Source organism: Streptomyces sp. NPDC026589 (assembly GCF_040638385.1).
Classification (GTDB): Bacteria; Actinomycetota; Actinomycetes; order Streptomycetales; family Streptomycetaceae; genus Streptomyces.
On the sequence record NZ_JBEZYG010000027.1, the window covers coordinates 17,789 to 33,226 of the forward strand.

Consider the following 15,438-nt stretch of genomic DNA (forward strand, 5'->3'; position numbering starts at 1 on the left):
CCGGACAGGCTGGGTTTGCCGGGCCCGCCCAACCCCGTAGGCGCCTCGCCCGCCCGCCTGGACGGTTCCGTCCTCAAACGCCGGACAGGCTGGGTTTGCCGGGCCCGCCCAACCCCGTAGGCGCCTCGCCCGCCCGCCTGGACGGTTCCGTCCTCAAACGCCGGACAGGCTGGGTTGGGAGGGCGCGGTCAGTCCTTCGCCAGGACGAAAGACGCTCGCTGGACCGGTTCACCGGGGGTCTTCGCCTCCAGGAGGTACGTCCCCGGGCCGGCCTTGCCGGCCGGCGGGGTCGCACAGCCGGGGGCGGACAGCGTGCGGTTCCAGTCGACCGTGTGGATCACCGTCGCGCCCGCCGGAACCTTCAGGAACAGCGGGCCGGCCGCGGCGGGGCAGTCCTTCGAGGACCAGATCGGATCGTCGTCCTCGCCGCCGGCCTCGGTCACCGTGAGGATCGCGCTCTTCGGCCCGAGGTCGGCCTTGCAGGCGGCCGACGAGGTGTTCTTGGCGATCAGTTCGAACTTCGGCTTGTCGTCGGGGCCGTAACTGACCTTCGTCCGCAGGCTCAACCGCACCGCGTCGGGCTTGCACTCGGGGAGCGGGGAGCCGGCCGGGACCTGCTGGCCGGCCGTGCCGCCGCCGCCCGCACCCGAACCGGCCGTGTCCGCACCGCCCGTTGACGCCCCGTCGGACGAGGCCCCGTCGCCCGCGCCGCCGGAGGACGCGCCCGCGCCACCGTCGGAGCCGCCCGGCCCGCCCGAGCCTCCGGAGCCGCCGTCCGCACCCGACTCGTCGCGGCCGCCCGGCTGTTGGCTGATCGCGGGGCCGGAGCCCGACGGCCCGGGTGTGATCGACTCGACCGGATCGGAGCCGCCGGACTTGCCGTCGTTCCGGTTTCCCCCACCGCCTCCGGACGTCACGCCCCAGGCGATCAACACGGCGAGCAGCGCAACCAGAAGTCCCGCTACCGCCCTCCGTCGCCAGTAGATGCTGGAGGGAAGCGGACCGACCGGATTGCGCATAGATCCCACGTCCCGAACTCTACGAGAGATCCGGGCCCGCTCCGGCCCCACCCGCCGCTCCGGCAGCAAGTTTTGCCGATCATCATCACGGGGATCCGGTCACAGGGGACAGAACGGGTGGCGTTGTCACCCCCTGGGCCGCCGCGTGGGCCGACACTCCCCCGCCCGTGACCGCCGCACCCTCTTCCGTGCCAGGATCGTCCGTGCGATGACTGCCATGACTTCGACACAGACGCCCCCCGCCGCCTCCCTCCACGCCCCCGTCATCGGGTGGTTCGAGCAGCATGCCCGCGATCTGCCCTGGCGCCGCCCCGAAGCGGGCGCCTGGTCGGTGATGGTCAGCGAGTTCATGCTGCAGCAGACCCCGGTGAGCCGGGTCCTCCCGGTGTACGAACAGTGGCTCGCCCGCTGGCCCCGCCCCGCCGATCTGGCCGCCGAGGCGCCCGGGGAGGCGGTCCGCGCCTGGGGCCGGCTCGGCTACCCGCGCCGTGCGCTGCGCCTGCACGGGGCCGCGCAGGCAATAACGGAACGGCACGGCGGCGATGTGCCGAGCGAGCACGCCCAGCTGCTGGCGCTGCCCGGGATCGGCGAGTACACGGCGGCGGCCGTGGCCTCGTTCGCGTACGGACAGCGGCACGCGGTGCTCGACACGAACGTCCGCCGGGTGTTCGCCCGCGCCGCGTCCGGGGTCCAGTACCCGCCGAACGCCACCACGGCCGCCGAGCGCAAGCTCGCGCGGGCGCTGCTGCCCGAGGAGGACGAACGGGCGGCGCGCTGGGCGGCGGCCACGATGGAGCTGGGCGCCCTCGTGTGCACCGCGCGCAACGAGGACTGCGACCGGTGCCCGATCGCCTCGCGGTGCGCCTGGCGGCTGGCCGGGAAGCCCGCGCACCAGGGTCCGCCGCGCAAGGGCCAGACGTACGCCGGCACCGACCGCCAGGTGCGCGGGCGGCTGCTGGCGGTGTTGCGGGACTCGGTGAGCCCCGTGGCCCAGGCCGCGCTGGACGCGGTGTGGGAGGAGCCGGTGCAGCGGGCCCGCGCGCTGGACGGGCTGGTGGCCGACGGACTGGTCGAGCCGCTGGCCGACGGCCGGTACCGGCTGCCGCTGACCTGATCCCCGGGCCCGCCGCACCGGGCCCCCGGGCCTGATCCGTAATCCGTGATCCGTAATCCGTGATCCGTAATCCGCGGGGCACGGGGCGCTGTGCGCGGTGCCTGGCCCGTGATCCGTAGCGTGATCCGTAGCCCGTGATCCGCGGGCCCCGGCCCCCTGGCCCCGGTCCGCGGAAACGTCCTCTCCTGCACTGTTACACAACCGATGGGCAGCCGTGCACCGGCCTACGGCTGCTCCGCACATCGCCGTGACAACGCCTCCGTAGCGTCTCCGACAGCAGGACGGCCGGACCGCGCGGAACACCCGCGGCCCGGCGGTGACACGGGGATGTTCGGGGACGGAGGCGGTTGTCATGGCGCAGGGCGAGGTGCTCGCATTTGAGGACTACGTACGCACACGGCAGGAGGCGCTGCTGCGCAGCGCGCGCCGTCTGGTTCCCGACCCTGTGGATGCCCAGGACCTGCTGCAGACCGCCCTGGTGCGCACCTACGGCCGCTGGGACGGCATCGCCGACAAGTCGCTGGCCGACGCCTACCTGCGCCGCGTCATGATCAACACCCGTACCGAGTGGTGGCGGGCGCGCAAGCTCGAAGAGGTCCCTACCGAGCAGCTGCCCGACGCGAGTGTCGACGACGGCAGCGAGCAGCGCGCCGACCGCGCCCTCCTGATGGACATTCTGGGCATTCTGGCTCCCAAGCAGCGCAGCGTCGTCGTGCTGCGACACTGGGAGCAGATGAGCACGGAGGAGACGGCCGCGGCGCTCGGCATGTCGGCCGGTACGGTCAAGAGCACGCTGCACCGGGCCCTGGCACGACTGCGCCAGGAGCTGGAGAGCCGCGATCTGGTCAGCCGCGAGGCGGTCGCCCGGGAGACCGGGGCCCACCGGAGCGCGGTGCCGGTCGCCTCCGCCCGTGTCCCCGCCCAGCGGTCGCCCGTCACGACGGTGCCGGGGGCGAGGGCACACACACCGGCGCAGCGCAACGGGCGTCACGACGAGCGGGGGATGGAGCGGTGCGCGGCCTGAGTGGCAGCAGCGGCGGCGGGGGCGGCTTCGGGGACGATTCCTTGGGCAGCGTTTCCAGGAGGGGCCCTGCGTCGAGTGATTCCTCCTCGAACAACTCCTCCAACTCCTCCCTGAGTGGTTCCTCCTTCACCAGATGCCCCCCGAGTGGTTCGTCCGTGAGTGGTTCCGGGGGCTCGGACGACGGCGACGATCCGGGGAGACCGGGCCGGAACCGGGGGTTGCGGAGCGGTATGGCGGCGAGTGGCACGGCCTTGGCCGGACTCGTCGCCTTCGGGCTGTTCGGCGTCGGCTGCTCCACGGGCGGGACCGGCACCCGGGACGAGGGCCCCGCCGGCAGTCAGCCGGTCGCCCAGATCACCCCCCAGGCCAGCCCTTCCGGCACGACCCCGCCCGTCAGGCGGGTCGACGCCGTACGGCTGCTCAAGGGCGACCCCAAGGTGGGCGAGCAGGTCAGGGACGGGCTCAAGCCCTGCGCGGGCAAGGCCTATCCGGTCGACACCTCCTACGGGTCGTTGACGGGCGGCCGGGCCGCCGACGTGGTGGTCAACGTGATGAGCTGCGCCGACTCGGTCGGCGTCGGAACGTATGTGTACCGGGCGGACGGCGACGGCTCGTACGAGAACGTCTTCGCGGCCGAGGTCCCCGCCGTCTACGGGACGATCGACCGGGGCGACCTGGTGGTGACGACCCAGGTCTACGGGTCGAAGGATCCGCTGGCGTACCCGTCCGGCTCGGAGGTGGTCACCTACCGTTGGGCGAGCGACCGCTTCACCGAGCACGACCGGGTGCACAACGACTTCAGCCGTGCCGTCGAGGGCACGGACGGCGAGCTGCCGGTGCAGTCGGAGCCGGTGGACCCGGTGGAACCGGTTCCGTCGGAGGCGCCGGTGGAGCAGGACAGGAATTGAGACCGGGCAGGCACGAAGCCGTGCCGGTGCAACCGGGCGGGAACGGAAAGCGAGAAGCAGCCCCATGGCCGAGACCCACGTCCTCTTCGTCGAGGACGACGACGTGATCCGCGAGGCCACCCAGCTCGCCCTGGAGCGGGTCGGCTTCACGGTCACCGCGATGCCCGACGGGCTCTCCGGTCTGGAGGCGTTCCGCGCCGACCGGCCGGACATCGCCCTGCTCGACGTGATGGTGCCGGGTCTTGACGGGGTGAGCCTGTGCCGCCGCATCCGGGACGAGTCGACCGTCCCGGTGATCATGCTCTCCGCGCGGGCCGACTCGATCGACGTGGTGCTGGGTCTGGAGGCCGGGGCGGACGACTACGTCACCAAGCCCTTCGACGGAGCGGTCCTGGTGGCCCGCATCCGGGCGGTGCTGCGCCGCTTCGGCCACGCGGCCGGGCCGGACGGGCTGGGCCAGGGCGGTGCGGAGGGGGAGGCCGAGACGTTCGGCGGAGTGCTGGTCTTCGGCGATCTGGAGGTCGACACGGACGGCATGGAGGTGCGGCGCGCCGGTGAGCAGGTGGCGCTGACACCCACCGAGATGCGGCTGCTGCTGGAGTTCTCGTCCGCGCCGGGCACCGTCCTGTCCCGCGACAAGCTCCTGGAGCGGGTCTGGGACTACGGCTGGGGCGGGGACACCCGGGTCGTGGACGTCCACGTCCAGCGGCTGCGCACCAAGATCGGCCAGGACCGGATCGACACGGTCCGCGGCTTCGGCTACAAGCTGCGCGGATGAAGCGGCCCGCGCGGACGGAGCGACCGGTGGGGACGGAGCGACCGGTGGGGCGCGCATGAAGCGACTGGCCCTGCGGACCGGGGTCCGCTGGAAGATCAGCATCGCCATCGCGGCGGTGGGCGCGCTCGTCGCGGTGGCGCTGAGCCTCGTGGTGCACAACGCGGCCCGCGTCTCGATGATCGAGAACGCCCGTGAGGTACAGCTGGAGCGGCTGCTGGGCGCCCAGCGGTTCTACGAGGCGACGAGCATGCAGAAGGGCGGGCCGAAGTTCGGGGCGAAGCTCAACGACCCGACGATCCCGCCGAGCCTGCGCGACGAGGTCCGCAAGAACCGCCGGGCCACTCACGTGACGCAGGGCTCCGACGGGGTCCCCGAGGTCTGGGCGGCTGTTCCGCTGGCCGGTGGGGACGTGCTCTCGCTGCACTCCCGGTTCGCGGACCGCTCCGCCACGATCATGGACGACCTGGACCGGGCCCTGATCATCGGCTCGGTCTCGGTGGTCTTCGGCGGCTGCGCGCTCGGGGTCCTCATCGGCGGCCAGCTCTCGCGCCGGCTGCGCAAGGCGGCGGCAGCGGCGGGCCGGGTCGCCGAGGGGCAGACGGACGTACGGGTCAGGGAGGCCGTCGGCGGGGTCGTCCGCGACGAGACCGACGAGCTGGCGCGGGCGGTCGACGCGCTGACCGACGCGCTGAACGAGCGCATCGAGGCGGAGCGCCGGGTCACCGCGGACATCGCCCATGAGCTGCGTACCCCGGTGACCGGGCTGCTCACGGCGGCCGAGCTGCTGCCGCCGGGCCGCCCCACCGAGCTGGTACGGGACCGCGCGCAGGCGATGCGGACGCTGGTCGAGGACGTGCTGGAGGTGGCCCGCCTGGACAGCGCATCGGAGCGGGCGGAGCTCCAGGAGCTGCCGCTCGGCGAGTTCGTCAGCCGCCGGATAGGCCTGCTGAACCCCGAGGTGACCGTGCGGGTGGTGCACGAGTCGTGGGTGTCCACCGATCCGCGCCGGCTGGAGCGCATCCTCGGCAATCTGCTGGGGAACGCCGCCAAGCACGGCTCGACCCCGGTGGAGGTCACGGTCGAGGGCCGGGTGGTGCGGGTCCGCGACCACGGTCCGGGATTCCCTGAGGAGCTGCTGCGGGACGGGCCGAGCCGGTTCCGTACCGGAAGCATGGACCGGGCCGGACACGGGCACGGCCTCGGCCTGACGATCGCGGCGGGCCAGGCGAGGGTGCTGGGGGCCCGGCTGACCTTCCGCAACGCGGCGCCCTCGGGCGCGGCGGAGGGCACGGGCGGGGCGATCGCGGTGCTCTGGCTGCCGGAGCACGCGCCGACGGTCACCGGAAGCTTCCCGGTGCTGCGGATGGCGGACCAGCGGCCGGCGTCGGACTGAGCCGGACGCACGGTGCACCGTGCACCGTGGATCGTGGACGGTGGACGGTGGTGGGGGACGGTGGGCCGTGTGGTGGAACGCCGACGGCGACCCCGAGGAGTGAGCCGTGAGGCTGTCCTCGACGTCGCCGTCGGACGGGTGGCCCGGGCGCACGCCCCGGGTACCGGGGTGTAACGGGTCCACTGACTCTTTTCGGTTGTGCTGCGCGTCCGCCGGGCACAGGGCTCCGGCGCGGCCGCGCGGTTACGCCGGCCGGATCAGATGGAGACGTGCACCGAGCGGAGGAACGCGGCCGGGTTCAGCGCCGAGCCGTAGTTCGGGCTGGTGCGGATCTCGAAGTGCAGGTGCGGGCCGCTGGAGTTTCCGGTGTTGCCGGACAGGGCGATCTTCTCGCCCGTCTTCACGGTCTCGCCGACCTTCACGTTGACCGTCGACAGGTGCGCGTACTGCGAGTACTTGCCGTTGGAGTGCTTGATCACGACGGCGTTGCCGTACGCGGGGCCGTCGCCGGCGCCGTTCGGGCCGGCCTTCACGACGGTGCCCTTGTGGACGGCCGTGACCGTGGTGCCGACCGGCACGGCGAAGTCCTGGCCGGAGTGCTTGGCGGCCCAGCGGGCGCCGCCGGTGCCGTAGCTGGCGCTCAGCGTGTACTTCTTGACCGGCGACTTCCAGGAGGCGGCGTTCTTCTTCGCGGCCTTCTTCTTGTCCTCGGCCTTCTTCTTCGCGTCGGAGGCCTTCTTCGCGGCCGCCTCGGCGGCCTTGCCCTGCGCGGTCGCCTGCGCGGCGACGGAGTTGGCGGTCGTGCCCGCGGCCAGGGGAGCCGCGGCGGCCTCGGTGCCGCCGGAGGCGAACGCCGTTCCGGCACCCAGCACCACGGACGCTCCCAGGCCGGCGGCCAGGACGGCGCCACGGACGCGGAAGGCGGACGGGCGGATGGTGTGCTGGTTCGTTGCGCGCTTCATACGAGGAAGTCCTCCGAAGGTGAGTGGACCCGGCGTGCTGTCCGGGCTTGCTCCACCTTGGTAACCCGCACCCCTGCCGGTGCTCAAACACCCCATCTACGAAGAAAAGCCGTAGAGAGGGCTGGGGGAATTCGTCGCGCTTGTCCCTTTGCGGGGAGTCGACGCGGGCCTCGAAATCCTTCGCACGGAAGCGTTTAACACCTGCTCCATGAGTACTTTTCCGGACATGGCGCCGCGAAAAGGCCGTACCGCCCAGAACCTCGAAAGGGCCCGCCGAGGCCGGGCCGAAGGTCCTGCGGCCGCTCACGGCCCTTTCCCCTAGCCCGGGTAGTAGGCCTGTTTCGGCCTGTGCGCCTTGTCACCGCCGGTGGGACCTAGGTCCTTCCGATTCGGGACCTTCGGCCTGCTACTTCACTACGCTGACGGGAAAGCGGCACCGCACCCCGGGGGGACCCCATGACGGCCGAGAACACCCATGCACCGGACACCCACGCGCTGGAAACCCACGCGCTGGACGGCATCGAGCTCGCCGATGCCGTCGCGTCCATCCGCAACCAGCTCATCGACGCGGCGACCCGGGCCACGGACCACCCGGTCTCGTTCGCGGTCGGCGACATTCAGATGGAGTTCACCCTCGAACTCCGCCGGGAGGCCAGGGCGGGCGGCAAGGTGAAGGCGTGGGTGGCCGAGGCGGGCGCGGACGCCGCCCGCACCACGGGCCGCACGCACAAGGTGGCCTTCACCCTGACCCCGCGCAACGCCGCCACGGGCGAGGCGTGGGAGATCGGGACGGAGGACGACGGGTCGACGGCGGGGTTCGGTGACGGGGCGGGGCGCCCGTGAGTGCGCCGCACACCACCGTCACCCATTTCGCCGACCGCACGGTGGTCGTCTCCGGCGACCTCCAGGGCAGCGGCGTTCTGCTCACCGACCGGCTGGTCCTGACCTGCGCCCATGTGGTCAAGTCCGGCTCCGTCCTCATCGCCCACCCCGCGCTCCCGGACCGGATACGGGCCACCGTCACCTGGATCGACTACCGGCTGGACGTGGCCCTGCTGGAGGCCACCGAGCCGGTGCAGCCGATCCCCCCGGCGCGGCTCGGCGTGCTGGACACCCGCGAGGCGATCCCGGGGTGCGAGATCACCGGCTTCCCGCGTGTGCAGCGCTACGGTGGCGTCCGCCGCAGGAACCTGGAGGTGGACCAGTACACGGTGACCGTCCTGCCCATGGCGGGCCGCGTGCGTGACCTGCTGGTCTGCGACCTGGACAGCCCGCCCGCCGTCCGCCCGGACGACGAGTCCCCGGCCCTGTCCGGACTCTCCGGCGGCCCTGTCTTCGCCGGGGACATCCTCCTGGGCCTCGCCCGCCGGGTTCCGCAGCAGCGCGGGGGCCGCCGCGTCGAGTGCGTACCGCTCGGCCCGGTCCTCGCGGCGGAGCGCTTCCTTCAGGCCTACCGCAGGGCCGGCGCCCTGCTGCGCGAGGAACGCGTCCACGGCAACTTCCCGAGAGACCTGCGGTACGAGGCGGAGTACGCGCAGGCTCTCGGCGTCGCCTACCGCCGCACGAAGATCTTCGGCCTGGACGAGCTGAGCCGGCACGACGCCGAGTGGGACCTGGACACCGCCTACCTCAGCCTGGAGGCCCAGGCCCAGGCGCATGACCGGGCCGCTCCCGGGCCCCCCGCGGCCCACGCCCCGCCCCTCCCCCAACGCGTCCACACCCTCCTCGCCGACCGGCCCCGGGTCCTGCTGCGCGGCGAGGCGGGCGCGGGCAAGACGACGCTGCTGTGGTGGCTTGCCGCCCACGCCTCGGCCCGCACCCTCGACGACGACCTGGCCCCGCTCAACGGGCTGGTCCCCTTCGTGGTGCCCCTGCGCACCCTCCGGGCCCGCGGGGCGACGTTCCCGAGCCCGGCCGAGCTGTCGGGTGCGGCGGGACTGGTGGTCGACGGGGCGCCGGAGGGCTGGGCGGGCCGGGTCCTGGAGTCGGGGCGGGCGCTGCTCCTGGTGGACGGGCTGGACGAGGTGCCGCCGGAGGAGCGCGAGCAGACGCACACCTGGCTCACGCAGCTGCTGGCCCGCTACCCGGACACCCGGTGCGTCGCGACGGTACGGCCGCTCGCCGTCGAGCCGGACTGGCTGCGCTCGGAAGGCTTCGCGGAGTTACGGCTGCTACCGATGAGCAACGAGGACATCCAGGCGTTCGTGGTCTCCTGGCACCGGGCGGCCCTGCTGTCCGAGCCGGACGACCACGACCGGCTGAACGAACTCGAAGGCGACCTGTCCCGCCAGTTCGACCAGAACGCCACGCTCCGTGACCTGGCCCGTACGCCGCTGCTCTGCGCGGTGATCTGCGCCCTGCACCGCCGCCGCGACGGCTTCCTCCCGGAGACCCGCTGGAAGCTGTACCGCTCGGCGCTGGAGATGCTGCTGGGCCACCGCGACCGCCGCCGCCGGATCGGGGGGCCCGAGGGCGTCGAGCTGGAGGTGGAGGAGCACACCCAACTGCTCCAGCGCATCGCGGTGTGGCTGGTCCGAGAGGGCCAGTCGGAGTTCACCCGGGGCCAGGCGCTGCGCCAACTCGGGCGTGCGCTGGCGGGGATGGGCCGGGTCAGGGCCCAGGGCCCGCCCGAGAAGATCCTCACCCACCTGCTCAACCGCAGCGGTCTGCTTCAGGAACGCACCGACGACACCTACCAGTTCATCCACCGCACCTTCCAGGACTACCTGGCCGCGAAGGAGCTGATCGAGGACGAGCACCTCAACGAGCTGCTGCGGCACGCGGACGAGGAGTCCTGGCAGGACGTGATCCTGCTGGCGGCGGGGCATTGCGGCAGGCGCGAACTCGCGGTGCTGGTGGACGGGTTGCTGGACGCGGGGCTGAAGCACGCGGAGGGCTCCGCCGAGCGGAGCGCCCTCCATGTCCTCGCGGCGCTGTGCGAGCAGCATGCGACCTGGCTGGACGGCTCGGTACGGGACCGGGTCCGCCACAACACGGCGTCGCTGTTCCCGCCCGCCGACGCGGACCAGGCAGCCGTCCTGTCCCGGCTCGGGGCGGCGGCGCTGGACCACCTGCCGGACCCGGAGAGCGTGCCGACGGACAGCCCGGGCGCCCATCACGTATCCCTCCTGCTCCGCAGAATCGGCGGTGCCGAGGCCATCCGGCACGTCCGCGCATGGCTTACCGCGCACCCCGCGCTGTTCAGCGACTTGGCCGTGCTGTGGAGCACCTTTCCACCGGAGGCCTACGCCCGTGAGGTGCTCGCCCCTCTCGACCTCTCGAAGCGCATCGTCCTCGTCGACCGGGGCCGGCTCGACGCCCTGCGCCACCTGCCGTCCCTGGAACAACTCGTCCTGTTCGGTGATCTGACCGATGACGAGTTGCGCACTGCCCTGGCCGAGACCCGTCTGAGGCATCTGCGCCTCCACGGAAACACCCTGTTCGCGGACATCTCCCTGCTGGACTCCCAGGCGGACACGCTTCGCCATCTCAGTCTCGGCCAATGTCCTGCGATCGAGGACCTGACGCCGCTCGGCGCGCTGCCTTCCCTCACCGAGCTCGGGGTGGACCTGGGACAGCGATCGGCCGGTCTCCTCGCTCCCGTGGCCGGCATGCCCGGCCTCACCTACCTGAATGTCGTCGGATTCGACCCGGCCGAGTGGGACGAGCTGCCCATCCTCCCGGGCCTGACGCAGCTCTGGATCCGCAGTGACCAGCCCCTGTCCGTGCGGGGGCTCGGGGCCTGGAAGTCACTCACCGCGCTGCGTGTCTCGGAGGTCGCGTCCCTCGGCGACGTACTGGCCGAACTCCGCGCGAACCCCCGCATCACCCTGCTCGAGCTCCGGCCGTTCCCCTTTCCGGCGTCGGCCGCTCTCGAACCGGTCCCCTCGGTCAAGACGCTTGAGGTCGATACCGTCCGGGACGCCGAGCAGGTGGACCTATTGCACCGGCTCTTTCCCGGACTCACCACGCTGACGCTGAACGTTCCGGTGGGCACAGCGGAACTGGACCTCACGCCCTTGCTCTCCTGGACCGGTCTACGGGTGAACGTCTACGGACGCGTTGGCACGCCCCTGGTGGGCGGCGACGCGCTGGGAGACCGGCTCAGCATCCATGTCTGACGCGAAGGGGCTGCCCCGGACCGGTACGGATACCGGTTCCGGGGCAGCCCCTTCACACACGCTCGGGCTCACGCCCTAGGCGCGCGTCACGCGTCCTTCGTGAGGTTCGGGCCGGCGCCGCCTGCCGCCTGCTCGATCGGCGGGGCGTCGGGCAGAGCCGACTTCTCCTCGCCGCGGAAGGTGAACGTCTTCTCGTCACCCTCGCCCTCGGTGCCCACGACCACGATGTGACCGGGACGCAGCTCACCGAAGAGGATCTTCTCGGAGAGGATGTCCTCGATCTGACGCTGGATCGTCCGGCGCAGCGGCCGGGCGCCCATCACGGGGTCGTAGCCCTTCTTCGCGAGCAGCATCTTGGCCTCGCCGCTGAGCTCGATGCCCATGTCGCGGTCCCGGAGGCGCTCGTCGACCTTGGCGAGCATGAGGTCGACGATCTGGATGATGTCTTCCTCGGTCAGCTGGTGGAAGACGACGGTGTCGTCGACACGGTTGAGGAATTCCGGCCGGAAGTGCTGCTTGAGCTCCTCGTTGACCTTGGTCTTCATCCGCTCGTAGTTCGTCTTGACGTCGCCCTGGGCGGCGAATCCCAGGTTGAAGCCCTTCGAGATGTCCCTGGTCCCGAGGTTGGTCGTCATGATGATGACCGTGTTCTTGAAGTCCACGACCCGACCCTGGGAGTCGGTCAGGCGACCGTCCTCCAGAATCTGGAGCAGGGAATTGAAGATATCGGGGTGGGCCTTCTCGACCTCGTCGAAGAGGACGACGGAGAACGGCTTGCGGCGCACCTTCTCGGTGAGCTGCCCGCCCTCCTCGTAGCCCACGTAGCCGGGGGGCGAACCGAAGAGACGGGAAACCGTGTGCTTCTCGCTGAACTCCGACATGTCGAGGGAGATCAGCGCGTCCTCGTCGCCGAAGAGGAATTCGGCGAGCGTCTTGGAGAGCTCGGTCTTACCGACACCGGACGGGCCGGCGAAGATGAACGAGCCACCGGGGCGCTTCGGGTCCTTCAGACCGGCTCGCGTACGGCGGATCGCCTGCGAAAGGGCCTTGATGGCGTCCTTCTGCCCGATGACGCGCTTGTGGAGCTCGTCCTCCATGCGCAGCAGACGGGAGGACTCCTCCTCCGTCAGCTTGAAGACCGGGATTCCGGTGGCCGTGGCCAGGACTTCGGCGATGAGCTCGCCGTCGACCTCGGCGACGACGTCCATGTCGCCGGCCTTCCACTCCTTCTCCCGCTTGGCCTTCGCCGCCAGCAGCTGCTTCTCCTTGTCGCGGAGGGAAGCCGCCTTCTCGAAGTCCTGGGAGTCGATGGCCGACTCCTTGTCGCGGCGGACGCCCGCGATCTTCTCGTCGAACTCGCGGAGGTCCGGCGGCGCGGTCATCCGGCGGATGCGCATGCGGGAGCCGGCCTCGTCGATCAGGTCGATCGCCTTGTCCGGCAGGAAGCGGTCCGAGATGTACCGGTCGGCCAGGGTCGCGGCCTGGACCAGCGCCTCGTCCGTGATGGAGACCCGGTGGTGGGCCTCGTAACGGTCGCGCAGACCCTTGAGGATCTCGATGGTGTGCGGCAGCGACGGCTCCGCGACCTGGATGGGCTGGAAGCGGCGCTCGAGAGCGGCGTCCTTCTCCAGGTGCTTGCGGTACTCGTCGAGCGTGGTGGCGCCGATGGTCTGGAGCTCACCGCGCGCCAGCATGGGCTTCAGGATCGAAGCCGCGTCGATGGCGCCTTCCGCGGCACCCGCACCGACGAGCGTGTGGAGCTCGTCGATGAACAGGATGATGTCGCCGCGGGTGCGGATCTCCTTGAGGACCTTCTTCAGGCGCTCCTCGAAGTCACCCCGGTACCGGGAGCCGGCGACCAGGGCGCCGAGGTCCAGGGTGTAGAGGTGCTTGTCCTTGAGGGTCTCGGGCACCTCGCCCTTGACGATCGCCTGGGCCAGGCCCTCGACGACCGCCGTCTTGCCGACGCCGGGCTCGCCGATGAGGACCGGGTTGTTCTTGGTCCGGCGGGACAGCACCTGCATGACCCGCTCGATCTCCTTCTCGCGCCCGATGACCGGGTCGAGCTTGGACTCACGAGCGGCCTGGGTGAGATTCCGGCCGAACTGGTCGAGCACCAGGGACGTGGAGGGCGTGCCCTCGGCGGGACCGCCTGCGGTGGCCGCCTCCTTGCCGCCCGAATACCCGGAAAGCAGCTGGATGACCTGCTGCCGGACCCGGTTCAGGTCGGCGCCCAGCTTCACGAGGACCTGGGCGGCGACGCCCTCGCCCTCGCGGATCAGGCCGAGCAGGATGTGCTCGGTGCCGATGTAGTTGTGGCCCAGCTGAAGAGCCTCGCGGAGCGACAGCTCCAGGACCTTCTTGGCTCGCGGGGTGAAGGGGATGTGCCCGGAAGGAGCCTGCTGCCCCTGCCCGATGATCTCCTCCACCTGCTGGCGGACCGCCTCGAGCGAAATCCCGAGGCTCTCCAGGGCCTTAGCGGCGACACCCTCACCCTCATGGATCAGGCCCAGGAGGATGTGCTCGGTGCCGATGTAGTTGTGGTTGAGCATCCGGGCTTCTTCCTGAGCCAGGACGACAACCCGCCGCGCGCGGTCGGTGAACCTCTCGAACATCGTTAATCGCTCCTCAGAGCGGTCGGTCAGTGAGGGGTCGGTCCCCTCCCAGTCCTTCCGCATGCTAGTCCCGCAGGACGGGACAGCTCATTCCAACTGCCGACATCCGTCCGGATCACCCCGCGCCGGGCGGGGATTCTTACTGCCGAACAGCTGACAACTGCTCCAACCCGATGGTGCGAGACGATGTTCCCGCAGGCCAGGCAGATACCCCTTTCGCCAGTACGCCGATGGCGAACGTGAGACGCCTCGGCCAGCGTGTCGCCCCTTCCCACTAGGAAAGTCTTACCCGCAATCACTGACAGTCCATGCGGCGCGCCTCGGTTCCCTCCGCTACGGGCGAACATCCTTGCGCTGCTGAATGCTCTCGCGCGCCCCCACAGCCAGGACTGAACGTGATGTCGCGGAAACCCTGCGTAACCCCGGAGGCGGTGCGGCGGTTCATCGGACATGCCTCCCACCGTTCCCCAGCCCCGATCCTCACCCGATGCCGCTCCGGGTTCGGCCGATGCCGCACTCGCTCAGCGGTACGCGAGGGAGCTGGGCTGGGCCACCGCCGGACGGACTCCGCTGCGACTGCTCACCGGGGCGCTCTTCGATGTGCTGGAGCTGCCCGCCGAGGCCGGTCACGCCGTGCTGCGGCGCGGGGTGCGCACCGGTCCCGTGCTGCTGTCCGGTACGCGGATGGGGCTGCTGGTCGCCGCGGGCGGCGCCGATGAGCTGCCGGGGCTGCTCGACTGGCTCGAGTGGGGCCCGGTCGCCCTGGACCTGACCGCCGTGGGCGCGGGGGGCCGCGTCACGGCCCCGCCTCTCCCGGGCGCCCCGGGGGACTCGCCGGGGGCCGCCGTGTGGCTGCGGCCCCCAGAGCCGAGGCGTGCGCCCGAGAGGATGCTGCCGGCCTTCGCGGGCTTCGGGAGCAGCGGTGGGGATGCCCCCGATCTCGTACGCCTGGTGGACGCCGCGGCAACCGAATGCCATCGGGTCCGGCTGTCACGCGCCCGTTCCGGGGCGCCGACAAGGGGTGGAACGGATCAGCCGTTGGCCTTCTCGTAAGCCTCGCGGATCTCTGCGGGAACGCGGCCGCGGTCATTCACATTGTGGCCGTTCTCCCGCGCCCACCGGCGGATTTCCGCGGTGTCCTTGTTACCGCCGGCCACGGCGCGGCCCTTGCCACGGCCCGTGGCGGCACGGCCACCGGTGCGACGCCCACCCTTGGTGTAGGGCTCGAGAAGGCCGCGAAGCTTGTCCGCGTTGGCCGTGGTGAGGTCGATCTCGTACGTCTTGCCGTCAAGGGCGAACGTGACGGTCTCATCGGCCTCGACGCCGTCGAGGTCATCGACAAGAAGGACCTGAACCTTCTGTGCCACGGGATTTCCTTTCATCGAAAATGGAGTACGCGGAAAGGAAACCGCTTTTCCCTCGAAAACACAAACCCCCTGCAGAGGTTCAGCAGCCCGAGAAGACAGGAAACGTGCGCGATTCGGACATAGGGTTGCAGGTCCTT

General features: G+C 71.2%; 12 protein-coding genes. 8 read left to right on the forward strand and 4 right to left on the reverse strand.

The annotated features are described in order from the left end of the window. Positions 1-188: 188 nt before the first annotated feature. Positions 189-935 carry a hypothetical protein gene (locus AB0F29_RS33980; protein ID WP_361880737.1) on the reverse strand — a complete coding sequence of 249 codons (747 nt, stop codon included), beginning with the start codon at positions 933-935 and terminating at the stop codon, positions 189-191. 292 nt (positions 936-1,227) lie between these two features. Here AB0F29_RS33980 and AB0F29_RS33985 point away from each other — a divergent pair, with 292 nt between their 5' ends. The 5 genes from AB0F29_RS33985 to cseC all read left to right on the forward strand — a co-directional run bounded on the left by AB0F29_RS33985 (position 1,228) and on the right by cseC (position 6,236). Beyond that, a complete protein-coding gene (locus AB0F29_RS33985; RefSeq protein WP_026290844.1) occupies positions 1,228-2,133 on the forward strand; it encodes an A/G-specific adenine glycosylase in 906 nt (301 codons plus the stop codon). Positions 2,134-2,485: 352 nt separating this feature from the next. Next, on the forward strand, positions 2,486-3,157 hold the full coding sequence (locus AB0F29_RS33990; protein WP_361880474.1) for a SigE family RNA polymerase sigma factor: 672 nt from the start codon (positions 2,486-2,488) through the stop codon (positions 3,155-3,157). 230 nt (positions 3,158-3,387) lie between these two features. After that, positions 3,388-4,065, forward strand: coding sequence for a hypothetical protein (locus AB0F29_RS33995; protein WP_361880477.1), 678 nt, complete (start codon positions 3,388-3,390; stop codon positions 4,063-4,065). 64 nt (positions 4,066-4,129) lie between these two features. After that, positions 4,130-4,843 (forward strand): two-component system response regulator CseB, encoded by a 714-nt coding sequence (cseB, locus tag AB0F29_RS34000; protein WP_018959698.1) that lies wholly within the window; start codon positions 4,130-4,132, stop codon positions 4,841-4,843. Between the two features lie 55 nt (positions 4,844-4,898). Next, the gene (gene cseC / locus AB0F29_RS34005) at positions 4,899-6,236 is read left to right on the forward strand and encodes a two-component system sensor histidine kinase CseC (protein WP_361880481.1); all 1,338 of its coding nucleotides are present in this window, start codon (positions 4,899-4,901) and stop codon (positions 6,234-6,236) included. A gap of 257 nt (positions 6,237-6,493) precedes the next feature. Here the strand turns inward: cseC and AB0F29_RS34010 are convergent, their stop codons facing one another. After that, on the reverse strand, positions 6,494-7,198 hold the full coding sequence (locus tag AB0F29_RS34010) for a M23 family metallopeptidase (protein ID WP_361880484.1): 705 nt from the start codon (positions 7,196-7,198) through the stop codon (positions 6,494-6,496). Positions 7,199-7,654: 456 nt separating this feature from the next. On the opposite strand from AB0F29_RS34010, the gene AB0F29_RS34015 reads away from it, so the two are divergent. Both AB0F29_RS34015 and AB0F29_RS34020 read left to right on the forward strand, forming a co-directional pair. Then, on the forward strand, positions 7,655-8,041 hold the full coding sequence (locus AB0F29_RS34015; RefSeq protein ID WP_361880487.1) for a trypco2 family protein: 387 nt from the start codon (positions 7,655-7,657) through the stop codon (positions 8,039-8,041). Beyond that, a complete protein-coding gene (locus AB0F29_RS34020; RefSeq protein WP_361880490.1) occupies positions 8,038-11,319 on the forward strand; it encodes an NACHT domain-containing protein in 3,282 nt (1,093 codons plus the stop codon). Before AB0F29_RS34015 ends, AB0F29_RS34020 begins: the two co-directional genes overlap by 4 nt. 86 nt (positions 11,320-11,405) lie before the next feature. On the opposite strand, the gene AB0F29_RS34025 is transcribed toward AB0F29_RS34020, so the two are convergent. Next, positions 11,406-13,934 (reverse strand): ATP-dependent Clp protease ATP-binding subunit, encoded by a 2,529-nt coding sequence (locus AB0F29_RS34025; RefSeq protein ID WP_361880493.1) that lies wholly within the window; start codon positions 13,932-13,934, stop codon positions 11,406-11,408. A 450-nt stretch (positions 13,935-14,384) separates the two neighbouring features. On the opposite strand from AB0F29_RS34025, the gene AB0F29_RS34030 reads away from it, so the two are divergent. Further along, entirely contained in the window at positions 14,385-14,987 is a 603-nt protein-coding gene (locus AB0F29_RS34030) for an SCO3374 family protein (protein ID WP_361880496.1), read from the forward strand. Here the strand turns inward: AB0F29_RS34030 and AB0F29_RS34035 are convergent. Continuing rightward, on the reverse strand, positions 14,966-15,301 hold the full coding sequence (locus AB0F29_RS34035) for an Lsr2 family protein (protein ID WP_003968298.1): 336 nt from the start codon (positions 15,299-15,301) through the stop codon (positions 14,966-14,968). The two genes, AB0F29_RS34030 and AB0F29_RS34035, sit on opposite strands and share 22 nt — an antisense overlap. Positions 15,302-15,438: the final 137 nt, after the last annotated feature.

Excerpts from the sequence above, each read along its gene's own strand:
- cseC (WP_361880481.1), top strand. The coding sequence starts at position 4,899 with ATGAAGCGACTGGCCCTGCGGACCGGGGTCCGCTGGAAGATCAGCATC.
- AB0F29_RS33995 (WP_361880477.1), top strand. The coding sequence starts at position 3,388 with ATGGCGGCGAGTGGCACGGCCTTGGCCGGACTCGTCGCCTTCGGGCTG.
- AB0F29_RS34015 (WP_361880487.1), top strand. The coding sequence starts at position 7,655 with ATGACGGCCGAGAACACCCATGCACCGGACACCCACGCGCTGGAAACC.
- AB0F29_RS34010 (WP_361880484.1), bottom strand. The coding sequence starts at position 7,198 with ATGAAGCGCGCAACGAACCAGCACACCATCCGCCCGTCCGCCTTCCGC.
- AB0F29_RS34030 (WP_361880496.1), top strand. The coding sequence starts at position 14,385 with ATGCCTCCCACCGTTCCCCAGCCCCGATCCTCACCCGATGCCGCTCCG.
- cseB (WP_018959698.1), top strand. The coding sequence starts at position 4,130 with ATGGCCGAGACCCACGTCCTCTTCGTCGAGGACGACGACGTGATCCGC.
- AB0F29_RS33985 (WP_026290844.1), top strand. The coding sequence starts at position 1,228 with ATGACTGCCATGACTTCGACACAGACGCCCCCCGCCGCCTCCCTCCAC.
- AB0F29_RS34025 (WP_361880493.1), bottom strand. The coding sequence starts at position 13,934 with ATGTTCGAGAGGTTCACCGACCGCGCGCGGCGGGTTGTCGTCCTGGCT.
- AB0F29_RS33990 (WP_361880474.1), top strand. The coding sequence starts at position 2,486 with ATGGCGCAGGGCGAGGTGCTCGCATTTGAGGACTACGTACGCACACGG.